This window comes from Streptomyces sp. NPDC051217 (genome assembly GCF_044455465.1).
GTDB lineage: Bacteria > Actinomycetota > Actinomycetes > Streptomycetales > Streptomycetaceae > Streptomyces.
In genome coordinates, this window is record NZ_JBITEV010000002.1 from 211,456 (window position 1) to 234,774 (window position 23,319).

The window sequence follows — 23,319 nt, forward strand, 5'->3', positions numbered from 1 at the left end:
ATGGAAGCGGACAAGGGAGACCGGCTCGTGGTTCACGGGCGGGTCGTTGGCGAGCAGGACCGGGTGATGGAGGTCGTCGAGGTACTGGGACCGCCTCATTCACCGCCTTTCCGGGTGCGTGACGAGCGCGGTCATGAATTGATCATGGTGCCGGGCCCGGATTCGCAGGTGGAGCATCCAGGAAACGGGTAGCCGGGGGCGAACGGGTAGCCGGGGGCCTTGGCGCCCCCGGCGCGGTGTTCTCACCACTGTCGGTGCACGGTCGCCTTGGCGCCCGTCACCAGGCTGGCGGGCGGAACGTCGTCGGCCACGACGGCGCCGGCGGCGACCACCGCGTCACGGCCGATGCTGACGCCGGGCAGGATCGTGGCGCCGGCGCCGATCCACACGTTCTCCGCCACGTCGATGGGAGCGCCGGTGAGGTAGAGCCGCCGCTCCCCGGGATCGACCGGGTGGCCGCTGGTGATGAACGTGACCTTCGGGCCCACCATCACGCGCTCGCCGAGCCGGATGCCGGCGTAATCGAGGAACGTGCAGTTCTGGTTGATGAACACGCGCTCGGAGAGGTCGAGGTTGAGGCCGTGCTCCGTGAAGAAGGGCGGATAGATCGTGACTCTCGGCGGCAGTGGTTTGCCGAGGATCTGTTCGAACAGTTCCGCCTTGCCCGCCTCGTCGTCGAAGGGCAGGACGTTCAGGCGGGAGGTGAGTTCCGTGACCCGCAGGACCCTCTCGGCCATGGCGTTGAACTCGGCGCTCCGGATGAGCATGAGACGGTCGCTGGACATGCCACGATCCTTTTCTGGTGTACGGGTAACCGGTCAGCCCTCAGGCCGTTGCCCAGGACGGGAGCCAGACCGGCTCAGGGAGCCTGGGCAGACTTCCGAGGTGGGTGATGATGCGACGGAGCCCCGGATGTGGATTCGTACGGGGGAGGATGAGCGAGAGCGGGTACGCGAGGGTCGGGTTCACGACAGGGATGCGGCGCAGATCGTGGTTGGCCGGCCAGATGTACCGGTCACGCGCGCCGACGAGGGTGGCCACGTCCGCGGAGTCCGCGAGGGTGTCCAGCAGCACCTCGTCGCCGAAGTGCGGGCCCGCCGCGTCGATCCGTAGGTCGAAGTCGGTCGCCAGTTGGTCGTAGAACTCCGCCCATTCGCTTCCGGGTTCGATACCCGGCACCCAGATCCGGTGCTTCCGCAGCTGCGTCGGTGTCAGTCGTCGCGCGGAGGCGAGCGGATGCCCGGGACCGACGAGAAGCTCCAGCGGGGAGCCGAACGCGGGGATCATCCGGACGTCGGGCGGCAGGACGGCCGGGTCGGTGACGGTACGGAACGAGGCGTCGACATCGCCCGCTTCGACGGCGGCGACCGCCACGCGCGGGTCGCTGACCCTGAGGGTCACCACGTCGAGATCGGTCTCGGGATGCGAGCGCCAATAGTCGTGCAGAACAACGGCCTGCGCGCTCCGCAGACCGAGCACGTCGATCCGAAGGGCCCGGGAGCCCGGCCCGACCGCGGCGACGGCGCGCTCGACACCGGCGACGATGCTCCGCGCGTGCGGGAGAAACGCCTGACCGTCGAGCGTCAGCTCGACCCCTCGGGCGGTACGGGTGAACAGCCGCACCTCCAACGCGCGTTCCAGGGCGGCGATCCGCTTGGAGACTCCCTGCTGTGTCATGCCCAGTTCGTCGGCCGCGTGCCGCAACCGCCCGAGCTCGGCAGCCCGGACGAACGATCGCAATGCCTCGGTGTCCACCGGCTCATCGTAGGAGTGCCCAACCAATCGTTGTGACCCGCCCAGGACTGGTTGTCCGGCCGCGCCGCGGTGGCTGCGCCGGGACAATCCGCCCTTGACAGGTTCGGTTAATCAGATTAGCTTTTAGCTAACAACGTTAGCCATGGAGATGACATGACCGAGTACCTCGCCGTCGACGGCGGCACGATCGCTTACGAGGTGGCGGGATCCGGCCCGCTGATCGTTCTCGCGCACGGCATGGGCGACAGCCGCGCCTCGTACCGGGCCGTGATCCCGCAGCTCGTGGCGGCGGGCTATCGGGTCGCCGCGGTCGATCTGCGCGGCTGCGGCGAGTCCAGCGTCGGCTGGCCCGCCTGGAGCCGCACCGCCATCGCCGGTGACCTGCTCGCACTGGTCCGCCATCTGGGTGGCCCGGCCGTACTCGTCGGCCACTCGATCTCCGGGGGCGCCGCGACCGTCGCCGCCGCGCAGGAGCCCTCGCTGATCACCGCGGTTGTCGAGCTGACGCCGTTCACCCGCAAGCAGTCGGTGCGCCTCGGTGACCTGCGGGTCAAGCGTTTCCGGCAGGGCATGCTGCGGCTGCTCGGCGCGGGCGCGTTCGGCAGCGTGCCGCTCTGGCGCTCGTACCTCGACGTGGCCTACCCCGGTACGAAGCCGGCCGACTGGGCCGAGCGGCTCGCCCGCATCGAGTCCCTGCTGCGCGAGCCGGGCAGGATGAAGGCCCTCCAGGGCATGGGCCGCAGCGCCCCGGCCGACGCCGGCGCGCAGCTCGGCAATGTCCGCTGCCCGGTCCTGGTCGTAATGGGCACGCTCGACCCCGACTGGGCCGACCCGCACGCCGAGGGTTCGGCGATCGTCGACGCCCTGCCCTCCGGCCTCGGTCGCCTCGAAATGATCGAGGGCGCCGGGCACTACCCGCACGACCACTTCCCCGACCAGGTCGTCTCGCTCACGCTCGCCTTCCTCCGGTCGGACGCCGCCCGTGCCTAGGGCCGGTCTGGACCCGGCGGCCGTGGTCGCGGCCGGTGCCGCCCTCGCCGACGAGGTGGGCCTCGCCCACCTGACGATGGGTCTGCTGGCCCAGCGGCTGGGCGTGCGTACCCCGTCCCTGTACAAACACGTGGGCGGCCAGGAAGACCTCAACCGGCGTATCGCGACTCTGGCGTTGGGCGAAGCCGCCGACGCCGTCGGCGGCGCGGTCCAGGGGTACGCGGGCCGCGACGCCCTGGCGGCCGCGGCACGTGCCTTCCGCGCCTTCGTCCTGGAACATCCAGGCCGGTACGGCGCGACGATCGGGGTGGAACCGCACGGCCCGGACGATCCGCTGGCCATCGCGGGTCAGCGTTCGCTCGACGCGTTCAGGGCGGTCCTGCGGGGCTACGAGACGGACGAGTCCGACGTGGACCACGCTCTTCGTATGCTCCGCAGCCTCTGCCACGGCTTCGCCACGTTGCAGGCGGCCAACGGCTTCCAGTGGAGCGCCGACATCGACGAGAGCTTCGAGTGGCTCATCTCCTTCGCCGACCGGGGCCTGCGCGCCATGTGAGAATCCCGCCGGCGCCCACCGCGCCCGGCCGACGCCGCCGCCGCCGTCAGGACGACACGCGCATCAGATGGATCGCCGTGCTGGCCCAGTCACCCGCCGGAAGTTCCAGCGGCAGTCCATGTTCCCTCAGCACCGTCGCGTGGTGCCGCATCCCGGTCGCCACGTCCCGGTAGACCGCTCCCGGTTCGAGTCCGGCGAGACGGACGGGCAGCTCCGGGCGCCCCCGGCGCGGCGCCCGCTGCCAGGCGAGCACCAGGGCCTCCGCCCGGTCGGGCGAGGTGTACTGCACGACCGTGGGTCCGTCGTCCACCGGTCCCCGCAGCCGGTGCTGGACACCGTGCTGGACCAGATGACGGACCTGCTTGTACGCGCCCACGAACCCGGCGGCCTCCGCGATCTCCTCCTCCGGCCAGCGGGTCAGATCACCGCCGACGGCCAGCACCCCGGCCATCGCGACATGGAAACGGAAGGCCAACGGCACGGTCCGCGCGGTGAGTTCGTTGGGTACGTCGGTGACCCAGGCGGCCATGGTCGACGCCGGGTAGAGCTGGCTGTAGCCGTGCTGGATGCCGATGCGGTCGGCCGCGTCGGTGTTGTCGGACGGCCATGCCTGGTCGGTACGGGACAGGATGCCGAGGTCCACACGCCCGCCGCCACCGCTGCACGCCTCGATGCGCAGCGCGGGATGGTCGGCACGCAGCCGGTCGATGACGCGGTAGAGGTTGTGCACGTACGCGCTCCACAGCCGGTCGTCACCGTCCGGGCCCGCGCCGCCGGGGCCCGCCTCGCTGAACGGGCGGTTCATGTCCCACTTGAGGAAGTCGATGCCGTTGTCCGCGACGAGTGCGGTGAGCCACTCGTACGCCCAGTCGGCGACGTCGTCCCTGGCGAAGTTGAGCACGAGCTGGTTGCGCAGTTCGGTGCGCGTACGGTGCGGGAAGTGCAGGATCCAGTCGGGGTGCGCGCGGTAGAGGTCGCTGTCGGCGTTGACCATCTCCGGCTCCACCCAGAGGCCGAAGAGCATGCCGAGGCGGTGCACCTCGTCGGCGAGTGGAATGAGGCCCTTGGGGAACCGGTCCGGTGACGGCGTCCAGTCGCCGAGCCCGGCCCGGTCGCTGCGCCGGGCGCCGAACCAGCCGTCGTCCATGACGTACAGCTCCGCCCCCAGTTCGGCGGCGCGCGCCGCGAGGGCCATCTGACGCTTCTCGTCGATGTCGAAGCCGGTGGCTTCCCAGGAGTTGTAGAGCACGGGGCGCAGCTCGCCGGGGTGCGGCAGGACGTGCGCGCGGATGTACGCGTGCCAGGCCCGGCTCGCGGCGCCGAAGCCGCCCTCGGTGTGGAGCCCGGCGAAGCGCGGTGTGGTGTGCGTCCGTCCGGGGCCCAGACGCACCGTGGTGGAGTCGTGTCCGGCGCCGCCGGTGAAGCCGGCCCGGCCGTCGGAGGTGCGCTGGGCGGTGATGCGCCAACTGCCGCTCCAGGCGAGCGCGGCGCTCCAGACCTGACCGTGGTCCTCGGTCGCGCCGCCGTCGTCCAGCATGACCCACGGGTTGAGGTGGTGACTGGGGATACCGCGCCGGCTGGTCAGGACGGTCTCGCCGAACGCCAGTGTCTCGCGCCGCAGTTGGGTCTCGGCGGCCCACTGGCCGGTGACATGGCTTAGCCGGTAGCCGGGGCGCGGGGGCAGGGTCCAGGCCGCCGAGTCGGCGCGCAGCACGACGATGTCGTCGGTGCCGGTGTTGCGCAGGGTCGTCCAGCGCTCGATCACGTCGCTGTCGTGGTGCACGCGGTAGTGCAGGCCGATGTCGAGCGGGTAGTGCCGGTCGCGGAAGAGCAGGTCCAACTCGGCCGCCCCGCCGGGGGTTTCGCGGATGTCGTGGCCGACGGCCGCCCATTCGAGGGCGCGGGTGCCGTCGGCGAACCGGACCTGGAGCGAGGGCACGCCGTAGCGCGCGCCGCCGTCGACGGGCAGTTCCTCGCCGACCGGCGGGCGGCCCTCGAAGCTGTTGGCCTCACGGTCCACGGGGTGGGGGCGCCCCGCGATCTCCCGCGCCTCGTCCAGGGTCAGCCTGCCGCCCCAGGCCACATGACACGGCGCGCCGCTGCTGTCGGTCCGCACCGCGTACGACGTGTGCGGAGTACTGAGCAACCACAGGGCGGCATCCGGGGCGTAGGAGATCTGGGGCATGGAGATCCTCACGTTCGGGGGCAGCACTGTGACGGCAGGTAGCCAATCCCGCCCTTTGATCCGCTGTCAAGTGCCCTGCTCCAACAAACTTTTTCCAGGAGAAGGGGTGATCAACTTCTACTTCACAGGGTTCCTGCTTTTTTTATTGACAGAGGAAATTAACTCACCTACGTTTCCGGCCATGTCAACGACCGACCAGGTGGAGGCGTTTCCGGCGGCCACCCCCGCCGCCTCCTTGGTCTTCACCACCGTGCTCTCCCAGGGCCCGCTCTCACGGGTGGAGCTCTCCCGGCGCACCGGCCTCTCGTCGGCCGCGGTGACCAAGGCCGTACGCCCGCTCATGGCGGCCGGCTACTTCGTCGAGGCCGCGGACGAGAGTGCGCCGCCCGCCGTCGGCCGGCCGGCCAACCCGGTGCGGGTGGACGGCGGCAGGGCCCTGTTCATCGGCGTGAAAGTGACGGCCGACGAGGTGATCGCGGTCCTGGCGGACCTGTGCTGCCGGATCCGGCTGGCGCGGCACGTACCGCTCACCGACCGTGAGCCCGGCGCCGTGATCGCCGTGATCGCGGAGCTGACGGCCGAGTTGAGGACGGAGGCCGAGGGGTTCGGCGTCCCGGTACAGGGGCTCGCGGTCGCCGTGTCCGGAGATGTGGACCGGGCGGCCGGGGTCGTGCGCTACTCCCCCTTCCTCGACTGGCGTGACATCGCCCTCGCCGAGCTCACGACGGCGGTGACCGGGCTGCCGGCGACGGTGGACAACGACGTACGGGCGCTGACGGTCGCCGAGCAGTGGTTCGGCGCCGGAGTGGGACTCTCCAACTTCGCGCTGGTCACCGTCGGCGCGGGTATCGGCTGCGGTCTTGTGGTCAACGGGCGGGTGGTCTCCGGGGCACACGGCGTGGCCGGTGAGATCGGCCATCTGTCGATCGACCCGCGAGGACCGCTCTGCCACTGCGGCAACCACGGGTGCGTCGAGGCGATCGCCTCGGACTCGGCCATCGTGCGCCGTATCCAGCGCGACACGGGCGAGCCGCTGGCCGGCCCCGCGCAGGCACTCGAACTGGCCCACGGCGGCAGCCCGGTGGCCCGCGAGGCGTACGCGGACGCGGGCGCCGCGATCGGCCGGGCGATCGGCTCCGTGGTGAATCTGCTCGGCCCCGAGCGCGTGATCATCTCGGGCGAAGGGCTCGCGGCGTACGACCTGTTCGCCGCCCAGATCAAGGAAGCGTTCTCCGCGACCGCTTTCAGTACCGCCGACCAGTGCGACGTGATCACACGTCCGCTGGCATTCGAGGAGTGGGCGCGCGGGGCCGCGGCCACCGCGATACAGACCTTCATCGGGTCCGACACCTTCTAGGAGAAGCGATGACGCAGCAGAGCCGCATACCCGGAGCCGGTGGTCCGAGACGACGCAGCGTCGTCAACGGACTGATGGGGGTCGGAGCGGCCGCACTCGCCGGGCCCGCCCTGGCGGCGTGCGGCGGCGGCCCTCCGGCCGGCGACCCGAAGACCGTGACCTTCGGTTCCAACGGCGCCGACGCCACCCCCAAGAAGGCGTACGCGGCGGTGACCGAGGCCTTCACCAAGGACACCGAGCTGAAGGTCAAGACCAACACGGTCGACCACGACACCTTCCAGAAGAGCATCTCCAGCTATCTCCAGGGCACCCCGGACGACACCTTCACCTGGTTCGCCGGCTACCGCATGCAGTACTTCGCGGAGAAGAAGCTGGCCAGCCCGGTCGACGAGGTGTGGGAGACCATCGGCTCCGGATTCAGCGAGGCCGCCAAGCAGCTCTCCAAGGGCACCGACGGCAAGTACTACTTCGTCCCGCTGTACAACTACCCGTGGGCCGTCTTCTACCGCAAGAGCGTCTTCAAGGAGCGCGGCTACACGGCGCCGACGACCTGGTCGCAATTCGTCGCGCTCGCCAAGAAGATGAAGAAGGACGGTCTCTCACCGATCGCCTCCGGCTACGGCGGCGGCGACAGCTGGTCCGTCCTCGGCGCCTTCGACTATCTGAACCTCCGTGCCAACGGCTACGACTTCCACATGGACCTGATGCACGGCGACGTCGCGTGGAACGACCGGCGCATGAGCACCGTCCTCGACCTGTGGCGCGAACTCGCCCCGTACTACCAGACGGGCGCCGGCGGGCGTTCGTGGCAGGACGCGGCGCAGTCGCTGCTCGACAAGAAGTCCGGCATGGCCGTCATCGGGCTCTTCCTCGGCCAGCAGATCACCGACACGGCGCTGCGCGAGGACATCGACTTCTTCCCGTTCCCGGAGATCGACCCGGCGCACGGCATGGACAGCGTCGAGGCACCGACCGACGGATTCATGCTCAGCCGCAAGCCCAAGAACGCCGAGGGCGCGAGGAAGTTCCTCGAATTCCTGGGCAGCCCCGAGGCGGAGAGCATCTACATGGGCGTCGACCCGAGCAATGTCGCCGTCCACAGCAAGGCCGACACCAGCAAGTACAACGCACTGCAGAAGAAGTCGGCCGATCTCATCGGCGCCGCCAAGCACATCACCCAGTTCGGCGACCGGGACAGCGATCCCGGGTTCATCTCCACCGTCGTACTGCCCGGTCTGACGCAGTGGCTCGGCCACCCCGACGACGGCGCGGCCACGCTGAAGAAGATCGAGTCCCAGCGCTCGCGCTTCTTCTCCGGCTGATCCGGCCCCGACGCCCGAGACACCCGAGCCGCCACCCCGCCGATCCGCCTGAGGGACGCCCACCCCTATGACTTCCACACTCAAAGCACCGGAGGAACCGGTCGCGCCGGCCGCGCGCGAGGTGCCCGCGCGCCGGCGCAGGCCGCGCCGGCTCGGTCTGCGCGACCGGCTGTTCCTCGGCGTCATCGTCGGCATACCGCTGCTGGCCCTGCTGATCTTCGTCTGGCTGCCCGCGCTCGCCTCGTTCGCCCTCTCCTTCACCAGTTGGGACGGCCTCTCGCTGTCCGGCATCGACTGGATCGGCTGGGACAACTACCGCGAGATCTTCACGAATTACCCGCCCTTCTGGCCGGCCGTCCAGCACAACGTCATCTGGCTGCTGTTCACCGCGCTGCTGCCGACGCCGTTCGGCATCTTCCTCGCGTACCAGCTCGACCGGAAGATCCGCTTCACCCGGATCTACCAGACCGCGATCTTCCTGCCCATGGTGCTGTCCCTCGCGGTGGTCGGGCTGATCTGGGAGATCATCTACAACCCGGACAACGGCCTGCTGAACGGCATCATCGGTTCGGTCTCGCCCGGCACCCACATCGACTGGCTCGGCGATCCCGACCTCAATCTGTGGGCCGTGCTCGTCGCGTCGGCGTGGCGGCACACCGGCTACATCATGATTCTCTATCTGGCCGGGCTCAAAGGCTTCGACCCCGCCCTCAAGGAGGCGGCCGCGCTCGACGGCGCCAACGGGCGGCAGACATTCCTGCGCGTGGTCTTCCCCGCGCTGAAGCCGGTCAACATCGTCATCCTCGTCGTCACGGCGATGGAGTCGCTGCGCGCCTTCGACATCGTGTACGTCCTCGGCGGCGGCATCGGCAGCAAGCCCGGTATGGAGCTGCTCTCCCTGCTGATCACCGACAACATCGTCGGCGAGACCAGCCACATCGGCTACGGCTCGGCGATCGCGGTGATCATGCTGCTGGTCTCGCTGACCGCGATCTGCACCTTCCTCGTACAGAACTTCCGCAAGGACAAGGAGGAGGCGTGACCGCGACAGCCACACCTCCGGCAGCCCCGCCACGGGCACCGCAGGCCACACCTCCCTCGAAGCCCTCGCGCCCGAGGCGCCAGACCGGCCGGCATCTCTTCCTCGCCGGTATCTCCCTGCTCTGGCTGGTCCCGCTGCTGTGGGCGATGTACACCTCGCTGCGCCCGTACGAGGACACCGCGAAGAACGGCTATCTCTCCTGGCCCAGCGGTCTGAGCCTGGAGAACTTCACCGACGCGTGGGCGCAGTCGGGGCTGGCGCACTTCTTCTGGAACTCGGTGCTCGTCACCGTGCCCGCCGTGCTCGGCACCCTGTTCTTCTCCGCCGCGGTCGCCTTCTACGTATCGCGCTTCGACTTCCGCTGGAACATCGCGCTGCTGATGCTGTTCACCGCGGGCAATCTGCTGCCCGCCCAGGTGCTCATCACCCCGCTGTACCGGCTGTATCTCCAGTGGAACCTGCCCGGCTGGATGAGCGACTCGTATCTGCTCTACAACTCCTACTGGGGCATCATCGTCATCCATATCGCCTACCAGTGCGGCTTCTGCACCTTCGTGCTGAGCAACTACATGAAGACGATCCCGAAGGAGATCACCGAGGCCGCGCTCGTGGACGGCGCGCCCGTGTGGCGTCAGTTCTTCCAGATCGTGCTGCCGCTGTGCCGGCCGGCCTTCGCCGCGCTCGCGACGCTGGAGTCGATCTGGATCTACAACGACTTCTTCTGGCCGCTCGTGCTGATCGAGACCGGCGACAAGCGTCCCGTCACCTCCGCGCTCGCCAGCCTGGAGGGGCAGTACTTCACCAATCCCAACCTCATCGCGGCCGGCGCGCTGATGACCGCGATTCCTACGCTGATCGTGTACTTCGCGCTCCAGCGCCAGTTCATCAGCGGTCTGACCATCGGCGCGGGCAAGTAGGCCCTCCCGCGCGCCCCCGCACGTCCCTCCCACCCCCGCTCCTCCCCATCACGAGAAAGCAGGAGGCTCCCTCCCATGCGCCCACCCGCTCGCACCGTCGCGAGAACCACGCGCGCCGCACTCGTCCTCGCCGTCACGGCCGGCCTGGCGGTCGCCGTTCCGACCACGGCCCAGGCCCAACTCCCCGACCGGGCACCGGCCCAGGCGCCGCAGGCATCCCAGGCCCAGAACAGCGCCGCCGCCACCGGCGAGAACGCCGTCGCCGAGAAGCCCTACATGGGCTGGAGCAGCTGGAGCCTCCAGACCACCTCGTACCCGGGGGTGAACACCAACGGCAACTACAGCTATCTCACCGAAGCCAATGTGAACAAGCAGACGGACGCGCTGGCCTCGAAGCTCAAGAAGTACGGCTACGAGTACATCAACATCGACGCCGGCTGGTGGCGTGGCTGGGACTGGACTCCGGAGTTCGACGAGTACGGACGCCAGAAGACCAACACCGAGCGCTTCCCGAGCGGAATGAAGGCGGTCGCGGACCGTATCCACAGCAAGGGTCTCAAGGCCGGCATCTACCTTCCCGTGGGTCTGGAGAAGGAGGGGTACGGCGAGGGCAAGCTGAAGATCTGGAACACCGACGACTGCACCACCGGGGACATCGTCTACAGCGACCTGCGGACGACCAACGGCTGGGACAGCTCCTACAAGATCGACTTCACGAAGCCGTGCGCGCAGAAGTACATCGACTCGCAGGCGCAGCTGATCGCCGACTGGGGCTACGACTTCCTGAAGCTCGACGGTGTGGGCCCGGGGTCCTTCAAGAGCGGTGACAACTACGACAACCGCACGGACGTCGCCGCCTGGCAGAAGGCCATCAAGTCCACCGGGCGGCCCATCCACCTGGAGATCTCCTGGTCGCTCGACATCAACTACGCCAAGGACTGGAAGGCCACGTCCAACGGCTGGCGCGTCGACACGGACGTCGAGTGCTACTGCAACACGCTGGTGTCGTGGGAGAACTCGGTCGAGGACCGCTGGCGTGACACGCCCGGCTGGACCCGGTACGCCGGGCCCGGCGGCTGGAACGACCTGGACGCGATCAACGTCGGCAACGCCGGCATGAGCGGTCTGACCAAGGCCGAGCGGCAGAGCTACATGACGCTGTGGGCGGTCGCCAAGTCGCCGCTGTACAGCGGCGACGACCTGACCAAGCTCGACGACTACGGCCTGTCGCTGATGACCAACCGCGACGTGCTGGAGATCAACCAGCAGCCGGGGAAGCCCGCCAAGCCCATCACCTCGGTCGGTGACGAGCAGGTCTGGGCCTCCGAGAACCCCGACGGCAGCTACACCGTCGCCCTGTTCAACCAGGGTGACTCCCCCTCGCCGGTGACCGCCGACTGGCAGGCGCTCGGCTTCACCGGCCAGGCGTCCGTACGTGACGTGTGGAACCGCGAGAGCCTCGGCCGGCACAAGGACGGCATCACCCAGGCCGTACCGGCGCACGGCTCGCGGCTGTTCACCGTCACCCCGGAGGGCCCCGGGCTGAAGACCGACGCGTACGAGGCGGAGTCCCCGGACAACGTGCTGACCGGCTCGGCCTCCGTCGCGGACTGCGACGAGTGCTCGGGCACGAAGAAGGTCGGCAACCTTTACGTCGGTGGCAAGGTCCAGTTCACGGACGTCGTCGTCAAGAAGGCCGGCCGCTACCTGGTCAAGGTCGCGTACACCTCGGGCGACCCGCGGTCGATCGGGGTCTCGGCGAACGGCAAGGCCCCGGTCGCGACGGCCTTCCCGGCCACCGGCGGCTGGTCGGCGGTCGACTCGATCAGCGTGCCGGTCACGCTGAAGGCGGGCAGCAACACCGTCACCTTCGACAGCGGCGAGGGCTACTCGCCGGACATCGACAAGATCGACGTGCCGCGCCTCTGATCCCGGCTCCGCACAAGGACCACGGGGGCGCGTCTTCACGGGCGCGCCCCCGGCATGTGTCCCACGTACTTCCCCTTCCGCAGGAATGGAGTAGTCCCGTGAACGACCAGCATCCGCACGCCCCGGCGCGGTCCGGCACCGTCCCCACCTCCACCTCCGCCCCCGCCTCCGGCACCGGCACCGGCCCGACCCGGCGTCGCGCGCTCACGCTCGCCGCCGGCGCCGCCACGCTCACCGCGCTCGGCGGACTGCCCGCCTTCGCCGCCTCCGCGCCCCCGAAGCGCCCGACGGCCTCCCCGATGCTCGCCGAGGGCGAGGGCTCGACGACCCGGATGTGGTATCGCGCCCCGGCCGGGAGGGAGACGATGCTCGAACGGGCCCTGCCGGTCGGCAACGGCCGACTCGGCGCGCTCGTCGGCAACGACCCCGGGCATGAACTGCTCTTCGTCTCCGACGCCACCATGTGGACCGGCGGGATCAACGACGTACTGGAACCGGACGGCCAATTCCCCTACGGGCGGGCCGACTTCGGCAGCTTCACCCAGCTGGCCCATGTGACGATCGACATCCCGGACCACGATCTGGGCACGGTCAACGACTTCCGCCGCGAACTCGACATCGACCAGGGCCTGGTCACCTCGGGCTACGTCCGCTCGGGCGTCACCTACGAGCGCCGCGTCTTCGCCAGCCACCCGGACGACGCGATCGTCGTCCACTTCTCGCAGCGCGGCGGCGGCCACTACACCGGCACGATCTCGCTCGACGGCACCCACGACGAGACGACCTCGGCGGACGGCGAGAGGGACAGCCTCTTCCTCGGCGCGGAGTTCGCCAACGGCCTGCGCTACGGCGCCGCCGTCACCGCGCGCAGCGGGAGCGGTTCGGTCACCACGAGCGGCTCGCGGATCGTCTTCACCCGGTGCGCCGACCTGACCGTCGTCATCAGCGGTGGATCGAACTACGCACCCGACTCCACCACCGGCTACCGCGACCCGGACCTCGATCCGGCCGCGCTCGCCAGGACCAAGGTCCGGGACGCCGTACGTCACTCGGCCACCACGCTGCTGCACACCCATGTCGCCGACTACCGCGACCAGTTCGAGGGGATGAGCATCTCGCTCGGCCCCTCCACGGGCGAACAGCGGGCGCTCGACACCTGGGAGCGGCTCAAGCACCGCACGCAGCAGGATGTGCCCGACCCCGAACTTGAGGCGCTGTACCTCCAGTTCGGCCGGTATCTGATGATCAGCAGCTCGCGGGACGGTCTGCCGGTCGCCCTCCAGGGTCCCTGGCTGGACGGCAACGACCCGGACTGGATGGGCGATTACCACACCGACATCAACATCCAGATGAACTACTGGATGGCCGACCGCACCGCGCTCTCGCGCAACTTCGACGCGTTCACCGACTACTGCCTCGCGCAGCTGCCGGTCTGGTCCGAGCTGACCCGGGCCCACTTCAACGACCCGCGCAACCGGTTCCGCAACTCCTCCGGCAAGGTCGCCGGGTGGACCGTGGCGTACTCGACGAACATCTACGGCGGACTCGGCTGGTGGTGGCACCCGCCGGGCAACGCGTGGCTGTGCAACACGCTGTGGGAGCACTACCAGTACACGCAGGACCTCGGGCATGTGAAGAAGATCTACGCGATGCTCAAGGGTGCCTGCGAGTTCTGGGAGACCCGGCTGGTGACCATGACGGTCAAGGACCCGGAGACCGGCGAGGACCGCGACGTCCTCGTCGCGGACAACGACTGGTCACCGGAGCACGGCCCGCAGGACGCGAAGGGCATCACCTACGCGCAGGAGGTGGTCCGCGACCTGTTCATCAACTACCGCGAGGCCTGCGAACTCCTCGGCAGGGACGCCGAGTTCGCCAAGACCGTGGCCGGGCTCCAGGAACGGCTGTACATGCCGGAGGTCAGCCCGAAGACGGGCTGGCTCCAGGAGTGGATGTCCCCGGACAACCTGGGCGAGACGACTCACCGTCATCTCTCGCCGCTGATCAGCCTGTTCCCCGGTGACCGCATCCGCCCCGACGCCTCGCCCGCGGCGCTGGTGAAGGGCGCCACCGAACTCCTCACCGCCCGTGGGATGGAGAGCTTCGGCTGGGCCAACGCCTGGCGCGCCCTGTGCTGGGCGCGGCTGAAGCACGCGGACAACGCGTACGAGCTGATCGTCAACAATCTGCGGCCGTCCGTCGACGGCACCAACGGCACCGCGATGAACCTCTTCGACATCTACGAGGTCGAGAAGGGCCGCGGGATCTTCCAGATCGAGTCCAACTTCGGCACTCCCGCCGCGATGATCGAGATGCTGCTCTACTCACGGCCCGGCCATATCGAACTGCTTCCGGCGCTGCCCGACGCCTGGGCGCGGTCCGGTTCGGTCACCGGCATCGGCGCGCGCGGCGGTTTCGTCGTGGATCTGAGCTGGCGGGACGGGAAGGTCCGGGAGGCGAAGATCCGCAGTGTCGGCGGACGCGGGACGAAGGTCACGGCCGGCGGCGTCTCGCACGACGTGGACCTGCGTTCCGGCAGAAGCGTCACGTTGCGGCACTTCGGATGAGCGGGGCCGTACGCACTGGCGTACGCCGTACCGGACGCCGCCGTCTGCTCGGTGTCCTCGCCCTCGCCGCGATCCTTCTCGTGCCCGCACAGATCCCGTCCGCCACGGCGGCCACCGGCGCCGGCACGGCGGCCGTTCCTCCCCCGCCCGCGAAGTCCGTCGTCACCTGGGCGGCGAGCGCGGACCGGATGGGTGAGGCGGCCGGCGACCGGAGTTACCGGCTGATCGTAAGGACGAGCGTGGGCGGCACGGGACTTCGTGTCCGGGTCTCCAACGCGTTCGGGGACCGGCCCCTGGTCATCGGCAGCGCGTACGCCGGGCTCCGCGAGAGCGGCGCCCGGCTGCGCCCCGGCAGCAACAAGAAGCTCCGCTTCGACGGCTCCGCGTCCGTGACCCTGGCGCCGGGCGAGATCCGCTACAGCGACCCGCTGCCCGGCAGGGTGGCGGCGATGAGCGATCTGGCGTTGAGTCTGTACGTGCGCGACGCGGGCGGGCCCGCCACCGGGCACGGGATGGCGCTCGCGACGTCGTACGCCACGAGCGGGGACCACGCGGCGCGGGAGCGGGACGAGGCGTACACGGAACGGCTGGGGTCGTGGTTCTACCTCGACGCGGTCACCGTCGACCCGGACGGCGGGGCGGGCGCCGTCGTGACGCTCGGGGACTCCATCACGGACGGCTGGCAGTCCACCACCGACAAGAACCTGCGCTGGCCCGACTTCCTGGCCCGTCGGCTGCACGCTTCCGCCGGCAGCACCGTGAAGGGGGTGGCGAACGCGGGGATCTCGGGCAACCAGGTCCTGGCGGACGGGGCGGCGCAGAGCGCGCTCAAACGGCTCGACCGTGACGTGCTGTCGCTGCCCGGTGTGCGGACGGTGTTCCTGTTCGAGGGGGTCAACGACATCAAGGCCCACACCGGCGTCACCGCCGCGTCCCTGACGGCGGGGTACCGCGAGATCATCGACCGGTCGCACGCGGCGGGCCTGTGTGTCGTCGGCGCCACCGTCATGCCCTTCAAGGGCTGGTCGGAGTGGGATCCCCCGGGTGAGGCGGTACGTGCCGAGGTGAACGAGTGGATCCGCACGAGTGGTGAGGTCGACGCGGTCGTGGACTTCGACAAGGTGGTGCGCAGCCCGTACGACGCGGAGCGGATCATGCCCACGTTCGACAACGGGGACCATCTGCATCCCAACGACAAGGGCATGCAGGCGATGGCCGACTCGGTCGCTCTGAAGTCCCTGGAGTGCGACCGCGACGCATCGCTCAGCCGGTGACGTCGGTGACGTCCGCAGGATCGGCGTCGGCGTCGCAGTCGTCGGACGGGTCGGCGTGGTCAAGATCCGTGGCGAGGAGGTCCATCAGAAGCCCGTCGTGCCAGGTCCCGTCGGGACCGCGTTCGTAGTCCCGCATGGTCCCGACGGGCCGGAAGCCGACCTTGCTGTAGCACCTGATCGCCGCGGCGTTGTCGGCGGCCGGGTCGATCACGATGCGGTGGTGGCCGAGGTCCCTGATCAGGTGCCTGGCCAGGGTCCGTACGGCGTCGGTGCCCACCCGCGGCCGTGCGCGGCGGGATCGAGGTAGATGTCGATGTTCGCGTGCCGGTAGTCGGCGTCCTCCTCGGAGTCGAACTGGACGGCGCCCACGGTGGCGCCGTCCAGTTCGATGACCAGTGAGGTGATCTCGGGCTCGTCGAGATCCTCGGTCACCGCGGCGAGCAGGTCGTCACCGCCGCGCCACGTCGCGTAGACCTCCGGCGTGGCGCGGATGGTGGCGAGTGCGGGGATGTCGTCGGGGACGGCGGGGCGCAGGACGACAAGAGCACCCTTCAGTGTCTTCTCCATGAGGGCACGCTAATAGATCAGTGATTCGAATTTCCGTGCTTTCCACGCCACTCGCATCCCTGCCGTCCCCACGGTCGGGGCAGGCTCGTGCTCAGAACGCGCCGAGGTCCGACGACACCCACCGCTGGGGCCGCATCCGGAAGACGACCTCTTCGCCGTGGTCGCCGCTCGCCACGTCGACATAGCCGTCGACCTTGTCGGCGGGCAGATAGCGGGACGCCAACTCCACGAGGTGGTCACGGGTGCCGGGGATCCGCTCCGTCACCGGGCCCTCGACGGAGACGTACCGCACCGTCGGCGCCGTCCGCTCGACCAGCAGCGAGAAGCGGCCCGACGCCACGATCAGCTTGTCCTTGCGTGAGTCCGCGCCCGTCAGGATCCAGATGTCGCCTCCCGGCGCGTACTGGTACCAGACGGGCACGACGAGCGGCGCACGGTCCGGCGCGCCGGAGTCGACGGCGAGGGCCGCGACATGCGGCTCGACGAGGAACTGCTCGCGCTCTTCCCTGTTCAGGGCCACGGGATGTCTCCTTCGTACGAAGTACGGGGGTCTGTCCCGCCATCCTTACCAGCGGTGGTGGATCTCCGCACGGATTCGGCGGTCGTACAGATCGCGCACCGCGTCCAGCGTCGCGCCCGACAGCGGCGGAAGAGAGGCCGCTGCGGCATTCGACCGTGCCTGCTCGACGGAGCGGGCGCCGGGGATGACGCTGCTGACGCCGGGCTGCTGGATGATCCAGCGCAGCGCGGTCTGGGCCGGGGTGGCGCCCTCGGGGGCCAGGCCGGAGAACTCGGCGGCGGTCGCGAGGCCCGTCGCGTACTCGATGCCGGAGAAGGTCTCGCCCTGGTCGAACGCCTCGCCGTGCCGGTTGAAGCTGCGGTGGTCGTCGGCGGCGAAGACCGTGTCCTTCGTGTACTTGCCGGACAGCAGACCGGAGGCGAGCGGGACGCGCGCGATGATGCCGACGCCCGCCTCACGGGCGGCGGGCAGCACCTCTTCGAGCGGCTTGAGCCGGAAGGGGTTCAGGATTATCTGTACGGAGGCGACGCCCGGCCTGGCGATGGCCGCCAGCGCCTCGGCACAGGTCTCGACGCTCACCGCGTAGGCCGCTGTCCGCTTCTCGGCGACCAGGGTGTCGAGCGCGTCGAAGACGGCGTCGGTGGAGTACACGGCCGTGGGCGGGCAGTGCAGCTGGACCAGGTCCAGGGTGTCCACGCCGAGGTTGGCGCGTGAACGGTCGTTCCAGGTACGGAAGTTGTCCAGGCTGTAGTTCTCGGGACGCTGCTCGGCCCGGCGGCCCATCTTCGTCGCGACGAACACGTCGGCGTCCGGGCGGTTCTTCAGGAACCGGCCGATGAGCTGTTCGCTGCGGCCGTCGCCGTACACGTCCGCCGTGTCGAAGAAGGTGACGCCCGATTCGAGCGCCGCGTCGAGGACGCCGAAGGCGTCGGCCTCGGCGACATCACCCCAGTCGGCCCCCAGCTGCCATGTGCCCAGTCCGACGACGGAGGCCTCACGGCCCGTCCTGCCCAGTTCGCGCTTCTCCATACGGACGATGCTACGTCGGCGCCCGATCGGCTCCGCGGGGAGGGGCGGGGGCGGGCCGGACGGGCGGCCGGGGGCCGGCGGGCCGTCTCAGATCTGCTGTGTGAGATTGACGGTGTTGCCGTCCGGGTCCTTGATGTGGGCGACCCGCTGCCCCCACGGCATGTCGTTGGCGGGCCCGAGCACCTGCCCGGCGAGCTCCTCGACGCGTGGCAGCAGTTCGTCCACGTCGGAGACGGCGACGCTCAGGAGCATCCGCTGCGGCGCGCCGAGGTCGACGTCCGCGTCCGACACGAGCCCGAGGTCGGAGTCGCCGACCCGCAGATTGATGAAGAACGGCGGTCCCTCGTCGGGGGTGCGCGACGTCTCCACGGCGCCGAGCAGTCCTTGGTAGAAGGCCAGCAACCGGTCGATCGCGGGCGAGATGACCATCGGCTGAATCGTGCCGGGCATATGTTTCCTCCTACTGGTGGCCGCTCGGCTCCCCCGAGGGGGCCTCCGGCACACGAATGATTTCCTGTTGCTGACCGGCGGCGGGCCCGCGACTCATCGGTCGTCCGCGGAATGTGACCACCATGATCCCTACGGTGCCTTGCCCACCGAGAACACCGCGCCCGCCGGATCGGTGACGGTCGCCATGCGGGCGTACGGGGTGTCCTCGGGCTCGGTGGAGGAGCCGCCGGACGCGGTGGCGCGCTCCGCCACGGCATCGGCGTCGGACACGGCGAACAGCGTGCCCCAGGCGGAGGTGGGGACGTCGGAGCTGCCGATGATCCCGCCGATCTCGTGCCCGTCGGGGCGGCGCAGGAAGGTGAAGTCGAGCTCCGGCACTTCGTCGTTGCCGTCCAGCGTGAAGCCGAACAGCGCGGTGTAGAAGGCGCGGGCGGGCTCGGGGTCGGGGGTGATCAGGTCGTTGCGGACCAGCGAGTCGGGCTCGTTCACGATCTCGCTGCCGAGCCGGGAGCGGCCCTGCCACAACCCGAACCGGGCGCCGACCGCGTCCACCGCGACCGCCGTACGGGCATGATCGGCCAGGTCCGCGGGTGCCTCGATAAGCCGCCCGCCCGTCTCGGTGACGCGCCGGGCGGTGTCGTCGCAGTCGTCGGTGGCGAAGTACATGGTCCACACCGCGCTGGTCCGGTCCACGTCCGGGACGATCCCGGCGACGGGGCGGCCGCGCAGCAGACAGACGGTGCCGCCGGCGTCGCCGGTCGGGTACGGCTCGTACTCCCAGCCGAAGAGCGCCCGGTAGAAGGCGAGCGCTTCCTCGCGGTCGGGGGTCCTGAGTTCGATCCAGGTGGGCGTGCCTTCGGGCTGATTGGTACGGAGAACGCTCATGGTGTGCTCCTTCGTCGGACGGCGGGCGATGTCTCCAACGTAGGCACCGTCCAGGACAGAAGATGTCCTGGAAACACCCCCGGATGAGCGCCGCGTACACGATCGGGCGCTCCATCATTCGGTCATGACACGCTCATCGAGGCGAGGGCCCCTCGGTCGGACGGTTCTCGCCGTCGCCGTCGGGGCCGCGTGCACCCTCACCGGCTGCGTATCCGCACCGAACGACACGGAGTCCGACGACGGGCGGACCGCTCGGACCGTGCGGCCCGCCCAGACCGCCGTCCTGCTGGGCGACACCGTGCTCGTGAACCATCCCGACGGTCAGGACGAGGCGATGCTGATCCTGGCGGTGACGGCCGTCGTCGACGAGGCGTCCCGGATCGCGGACGCCGGCGCCGCGGGCTCGAAGAACGGCGGGGGCGCGGCGAGGCGAGCGCGCGCCACGGACGGCAGGAAGTGGGTGGCCGTCCTCGCCGAGGTGAGCAACGCGGGGGCGCGGCCGTACGGACACGACGTCGCGCACAGCTTCACGGCCGTGGACACGCTCGGCCACCGGCATGTGCCGCTGCGCGCCTCGGCCGATCTGACGGTGGGCCCGGTGATGACCTGGACCGTGCCGCTCGCCGCCGGCCGGACGGCGCGTGGGTGGCTCGTCTTCGACCTGCCGGCCGACGCGGTCCTGACCACCCTGGAGTTCGGCCGTAACCGGACGTCGGCGGCCTCGGCGGACTGGGCCCTGTGACCGGGGCGCCCCTGCGTCCCTCCCCCTCCCGCGGACCGAACGGGACGACCGGAACATTGCGGGAACATTCGATGACCGGTCGCCGTTGAGATCAGTGTGGGTGTGGACGGAGCAGTGTCCCCGGGCCCCATCAAGAAATGCCCACAGGGAAGATCGTTCGGCTGAAGCCCTGTGGAGCCTATCGCCGCGAGGCGACCGCCGTCCGCACCCCGCCCGAACGGCCCCGACCGGTCTCCCCCGTCCGGTCGGGGCCTCCTTTACTGTTCAGCCATGACGGCTGGGGCGGATGGGGCGGACGCGGAACGGCCGGGCGGTTTCGTCGCGGCGACCGGCGACGGCCCGCCGTCGGCCGGGGCCCCCGAGGTCCGCGCGGCAGAGGTCCGGGTCGCCTTCGGCGGCCTGTCGCAGATCCGCCGCCTGACCAACACCACGGTTCCCGATCCCGCCGCCGTTCCGGCCGCCTGGGAGCGGAATCAACCCGTCCGCGCCATCGCCCTGACCCTGGAAGCAGCGGGGATCCCACCCTCCGCGGTCGACGGCGAAGGGCGGCGTACGGTCACGGGATTCCGGGTCGCCGAGGGCGAACGGCCGGGGACGGTACGGGTGGAGTGGCTCGGCCCCCACGGGAGCGGCGCGGCCCGGGACGAGGAGCGCCAGCTGACCGCGTGCGCGTCCGTGCTGAGCCCGCTGGGCTGGGAGGCGCTGCTCTACCGCGGCCCCCGCCGCCGGCGCTTCCTGGAAGTGGAACCGGCGCTCTGAGTCGGACCACCGGGCCGTGTTCATCGCCTTGCGCATCGAGGGTTCACACGGTTACAGGCAGTTCCCGGAAGCACAATCCGGGGTACTTCCCATGCCATACGTAATCCGGCGGCAAATTGTTCAACGGTGGGCCCTGTCTTATTTGAAACCGCAGGTCAGACACCGATCCGGAAATCGAATACTGTCATCTGGAAGACGCTCTTAACAGTTGCCTCCCGGCTCCTTACCGTGGTCCGCACATTGACTCACAAGGCGACACGGGAGCCGGAATGCCAAGTAATGCTCTTTCCCGTCGTGCAATTCTGCAACGCAGTGCGGTGGCGGGCGGTGCTCTCTCCCTGGGGCCACTGCTCGGCGGCGCGACCGAGGCTCTGGCGCAGTCCACCGGGGGGACGGCGGCAGCGGCCGGCAAGGCCGAGAAGGACGTCTACGGACGGATCGGCGTACGGCCGCTGATCAACGCGCGCGGCACATACACGATCATCAGCGGTTCGCTGATGCTGCCCGAGGTGCGGGACGCGATAGACGCGGCGGCGAGACAGTACGTACATCTCGACGAACTCGCCGACGCGGTGGGCAAGCGACTGGCGGAGATCACCCGGGCGGAGCACGGCCTGGTGGCGTCCGGTTGTCATGCTGCGCTCACGCACGCCACCACGGCGTGTGTCGCCGGCGGAAACCCCGATCTGCATGTGCGGCTGCCCGATCTGACGGGCTTCCGGAAGACCGAAGTGATCATCCCGGCGCACTCGCGCAACGTGTACGAGAACGCGGTCAGCGCGGTCGGGGTGAAGGTCGTCGAGGTGTCGACACCCGACGAGCTGAAGCAGGCCATCGGCCCGCGGACCGCCCTGGTCTACATCATGGCGGGGCCGAGGGTCGACGAGAGCGAACTCCCCACGGACGTCATCGCCGGCATCGCCGGGCCCGAGGGCGTGCCGGTGCTGGTCGACGCCGCCGCCGAGATCCTGACCATCCCCAACGCGCATCTGGAGCGCGGCGCGGACCTCGTCGCCTACAGCGGCGGCAAGGCCATCCGCGGCCCGCAGTCCGCCGGTCTGCTCCTCGGCCGGGAGGATCTCGTACGCGCCGCGTGGGTCAGCAGCGCGCCCCACCACGGCATCGGCCGCGGCTACAAGGTCGGCAAGGAAGAGGCCATGGGGATGCTGGCCGCCGTCGAGATGTGGGTGCGGCGCGACCACGACGCCGAGTTCGAGCGGTGGGAGTCCTGGCTGGAGTCCATCTCGCGCCGGGTCTCCGCGATCGGCAGTGTGAAGACCGAGGTCACACAGCCGGACAGCCTGTCGAACCGCACGCCGTCGCTCACGATCACCTGGAACGAGAAGAAGCTCGGTGTGTCCGGCCAGACCGTGATGGCCACGCTGTACGAGGCCGAGCCCCGGATCGCGCTCAACGCGTCCGGCGGCGAGGACCCCTCGCGGACGGGTGTGTCGATCACGCCGTACATGCTCCAGCCCGGCGAGGAGAAGATCATCGCCGGCGCGCTGGTCCGGATACTCACCGACCCGCCCGCGCCGCCCCCCGCGCCGCGTCCGCCGTCGATCGACGCGACCGGCACATGGACGCTCGAAATCGAGTACCTGGCGGGCAGTTCGAGCGCCCACCGGCTGGAACTCACGCAGGACGGCGCCGAGATCACCGGCACCCACACCGGTGAGTACGTGTCCAGGAAGGCGACCGGATCGGTCAGCGGCAAGACGGTGACCGTGCGCAGCACGCTCAGCGAATCGTCGGGTGACGCGCTCGACTTCACGTTCACGGGGACGCTCAAGGGCGACTCGATGAGCGGTGATCTCAACATGGGCGAGTACCTGAAGGCCACCTGGAAGGCCGAGCGCGGCGGCTGAGCCCCGCGCTCCCGGCCCGGCCCCCGGCCGGGATCTCTCCCCTCGATCAACTCCCCCCAGCAGCAATTCCATTGACGTTCCGTGCCCGCGCCCGTGCGCGCGGGCTCGGACGAAGGAGGACGCGTGACGAACCGCAGGGACTTCATCCGCAAGGCCCCGGTGGTGGCCGCCGTGGCCGCGACCCCGGCACTGGCCGTCAAGGCCACCGAGGACCGCAAACGGCACAAGCCCGAGAAGGAGATCCACTACCCGGGCGGCGGCGAGCCGCCGGAGAACCCGCTGTTCAGCCCCGTCGTCAGCTATGGCGACCTGGTCTTCATCTCGGGCATCGGCGCGCACTTCGAGGGCGACATCACCGCCCACACCGAGCATGTGCTCAACGAGGTGGAGAAGTACCTCGAAGCCGCCGGGTCGTCCATGGACCGGGTGCTCAAGGTCAACGTCTATCTCAACTCCCTCGACGACTACGACGGGATGAACGCGGTCTTCCTCGGCCGCTTCGGCCCCGAGCCCGGCGTCCGCACCACGATCGCCGCGCAGGCCGGTATCCCCGGGGACTCCCTCGTCGAGATCGACTGCATCGCCGTGCGATGAGCCTCACCACG

The 23,319-nt window shown here is 69.7% G+C and carries 21 protein-coding genes and 1 pseudogene; 14 read left to right on the forward strand and 8 right to left on the reverse strand.

Annotation, left to right across the window (positions count from 1 at the left end; genetic code table 11):
* Window positions 1–192, forward strand: coding sequence for a DUF1918 domain-containing protein (locus ACIBBB_RS06075; RefSeq protein ID WP_398979217.1), 192 nt, complete (start codon window positions 1–3; stop codon window positions 190–192).
* Between the two features lie 50 nt (window positions 193–242).
* Here ACIBBB_RS06075 and ACIBBB_RS06080 read toward each other — a convergent pair whose 3' ends face one another.
* Both ACIBBB_RS06080 and ACIBBB_RS06085 read right to left on the reverse strand, forming a co-directional pair.
* Complete coding sequence (locus tag ACIBBB_RS06080; RefSeq protein ID WP_398979219.1) at window positions 243–785, reverse strand: DapH/DapD/GlmU-related protein; 543 nt, start codon at window positions 783–785, stop codon at window positions 243–245.
* Window positions 786–825: 40 nt separating this feature from the next.
* Complete coding sequence (locus tag ACIBBB_RS06085; protein ID WP_398979221.1) at window positions 826–1,755, reverse strand: LysR family transcriptional regulator; 930 nt, start codon at window positions 1,753–1,755, stop codon at window positions 826–828.
* A gap of 153 nt (window positions 1,756–1,908) precedes the next feature.
* Here ACIBBB_RS06085 and ACIBBB_RS06090 point away from each other — a divergent pair, with 153 nt between their 5' ends.
* Together ACIBBB_RS06090 and ACIBBB_RS06095 are read left to right on the forward strand one after the other, a co-directional pair.
* A complete protein-coding gene (locus ACIBBB_RS06090) occupies window positions 1,909–2,745 on the forward strand; it encodes an alpha/beta fold hydrolase (protein ID WP_398979223.1) in 837 nt (278 codons plus the stop codon).
* Window positions 2,746–2,767: 22 nt separating this feature from the next.
* Window positions 2,768–3,301, forward strand: coding sequence for a TetR/AcrR family transcriptional regulator (locus tag ACIBBB_RS06095; protein ID WP_398980041.1), 534 nt, complete (start codon window positions 2,768–2,770; stop codon window positions 3,299–3,301).
* 46 nt (window positions 3,302–3,347) lie between these two features.
* Here ACIBBB_RS06095 and ACIBBB_RS06100 read toward each other — a convergent pair whose 3' ends face one another.
* The gene (locus tag ACIBBB_RS06100) at window positions 3,348–5,486 is read right to left on the reverse strand and encodes an alpha-galactosidase (RefSeq protein WP_398979225.1); all 2,139 of its coding nucleotides are present in this window, start codon (window positions 5,484–5,486) and stop codon (window positions 3,348–3,350) included.
* A 181-nt stretch (window positions 5,487–5,667) separates the two neighbouring features.
* On the opposite strand from ACIBBB_RS06100, the gene ACIBBB_RS06105 reads away from it, so the two are divergent.
* The 7 genes from ACIBBB_RS06105 to ACIBBB_RS06135 all read left to right on the forward strand — a co-directional run bounded on the left by ACIBBB_RS06105 (window position 5,668) and on the right by ACIBBB_RS06135 (window position 15,894).
* Window positions 5,668–6,843, forward strand: a complete 1,176-nt coding sequence (locus ACIBBB_RS06105; RefSeq protein WP_398979227.1) for an ROK family protein — start codon at window positions 5,668–5,670, stop codon at window positions 6,841–6,843.
* A gap of 8 nt (window positions 6,844–6,851) precedes the next feature.
* Window positions 6,852–8,165 carry an ABC transporter substrate-binding protein gene (locus ACIBBB_RS06110; protein WP_398979229.1) on the forward strand — a complete coding sequence of 438 codons (1,314 nt, stop codon included), beginning with the start codon at window positions 6,852–6,854 and terminating at the stop codon, window positions 8,163–8,165.
* A gap of 67 nt (window positions 8,166–8,232) precedes the next feature.
* The gene (locus ACIBBB_RS06115; protein ID WP_398979231.1) at window positions 8,233–9,207 is read left to right on the forward strand and encodes a carbohydrate ABC transporter permease; all 975 of its coding nucleotides are present in this window, start codon (window positions 8,233–8,235) and stop codon (window positions 9,205–9,207) included.
* Window positions 9,204–10,124, forward strand: a complete 921-nt coding sequence (locus ACIBBB_RS06120; RefSeq protein ID WP_398979233.1) for a carbohydrate ABC transporter permease — start codon at window positions 9,204–9,206, stop codon at window positions 10,122–10,124. Before ACIBBB_RS06115 ends, ACIBBB_RS06120 begins: the two co-directional genes overlap by 4 nt.
* 75 nt (window positions 10,125–10,199) lie before the next feature.
* On the forward strand, window positions 10,200–12,053 hold the full coding sequence (locus ACIBBB_RS06125) for an alpha-galactosidase D (RefSeq protein WP_398979235.1): 1,854 nt from the start codon (window positions 10,200–10,202) through the stop codon (window positions 12,051–12,053).
* Window positions 12,054–12,151: 98 nt separating this feature from the next.
* Window positions 12,152–14,620 carry a glycosyl hydrolase family 95 catalytic domain-containing protein gene (locus ACIBBB_RS06130; protein ID WP_398979237.1) on the forward strand — a complete coding sequence of 823 codons (2,469 nt, stop codon included), beginning with the start codon at window positions 12,152–12,154 and terminating at the stop codon, window positions 14,618–14,620.
* Entirely contained in the window at window positions 14,617–15,894 is a 1,278-nt protein-coding gene (locus ACIBBB_RS06135; RefSeq protein WP_398979239.1) for an SGNH/GDSL hydrolase family protein, read from the forward strand. Before ACIBBB_RS06130 ends, ACIBBB_RS06135 begins: the two co-directional genes overlap by 4 nt.
* 61 nt (window positions 15,895–15,955) lie before the next feature.
* Here ACIBBB_RS06135 and ACIBBB_RS06140 read toward each other — a convergent pair.
* From ACIBBB_RS06140 to ACIBBB_RS06160, 5 genes and pseudogenes are all read right to left on the reverse strand, one after another.
* Window positions 15,956–16,461: pseudogene (locus ACIBBB_RS06140) on the reverse strand (GNAT family N-acetyltransferase); the annotation flags it as partial.
* 91 nt (window positions 16,462–16,552) lie between these two features.
* Window positions 16,553–16,981: a pyridoxamine 5'-phosphate oxidase family protein gene (locus tag ACIBBB_RS06145; protein ID WP_398979240.1), complete on the reverse strand. Its 429-nt coding sequence runs from the start codon at window positions 16,979–16,981 to the stop codon at window positions 16,553–16,555.
* A gap of 45 nt (window positions 16,982–17,026) precedes the next feature.
* The gene (locus ACIBBB_RS06150) at window positions 17,027–18,010 is read right to left on the reverse strand and encodes an aldo/keto reductase (RefSeq protein WP_398979242.1); all 984 of its coding nucleotides are present in this window, start codon (window positions 18,008–18,010) and stop codon (window positions 17,027–17,029) included.
* A gap of 87 nt (window positions 18,011–18,097) precedes the next feature.
* Window positions 18,098–18,460, reverse strand: a complete 363-nt coding sequence (locus ACIBBB_RS06155) for a VOC family protein (RefSeq protein ID WP_398979244.1) — start codon at window positions 18,458–18,460, stop codon at window positions 18,098–18,100.
* Window positions 18,461–18,589: 129 nt separating this feature from the next.
* Entirely contained in the window at window positions 18,590–19,345 is a 756-nt protein-coding gene (locus tag ACIBBB_RS06160; protein WP_398979245.1) for a VOC family protein, read from the reverse strand.
* A 124-nt stretch (window positions 19,346–19,469) separates the two neighbouring features.
* Here ACIBBB_RS06160 and ACIBBB_RS06165 point away from each other — a divergent pair, with 124 nt between their 5' ends.
* From ACIBBB_RS06165 to ACIBBB_RS06180, 4 genes are all read left to right on the forward strand, one after another.
* Entirely contained in the window at window positions 19,470–20,087 is a 618-nt protein-coding gene (locus tag ACIBBB_RS06165) for a hypothetical protein (RefSeq protein WP_398979247.1), read from the forward strand.
* A 270-nt stretch (window positions 20,088–20,357) separates the two neighbouring features.
* A complete protein-coding gene (locus tag ACIBBB_RS06170; RefSeq protein ID WP_398979248.1) occupies window positions 20,358–20,846 on the forward strand; it encodes a hypothetical protein in 489 nt (162 codons plus the stop codon).
* Between the two features lie 317 nt (window positions 20,847–21,163).
* On the forward strand, window positions 21,164–22,714 hold the full coding sequence (locus ACIBBB_RS06175; RefSeq protein ID WP_398979250.1) for an aminotransferase class V-fold PLP-dependent enzyme: 1,551 nt from the start codon (window positions 21,164–21,166) through the stop codon (window positions 22,712–22,714).
* A 123-nt stretch (window positions 22,715–22,837) separates the two neighbouring features.
* A complete protein-coding gene (locus tag ACIBBB_RS06180; protein ID WP_329391702.1) occupies window positions 22,838–23,308 on the forward strand; it encodes a RidA family protein in 471 nt (156 codons plus the stop codon).
* Window positions 23,309–23,319: the final 11 nt, after the last annotated feature.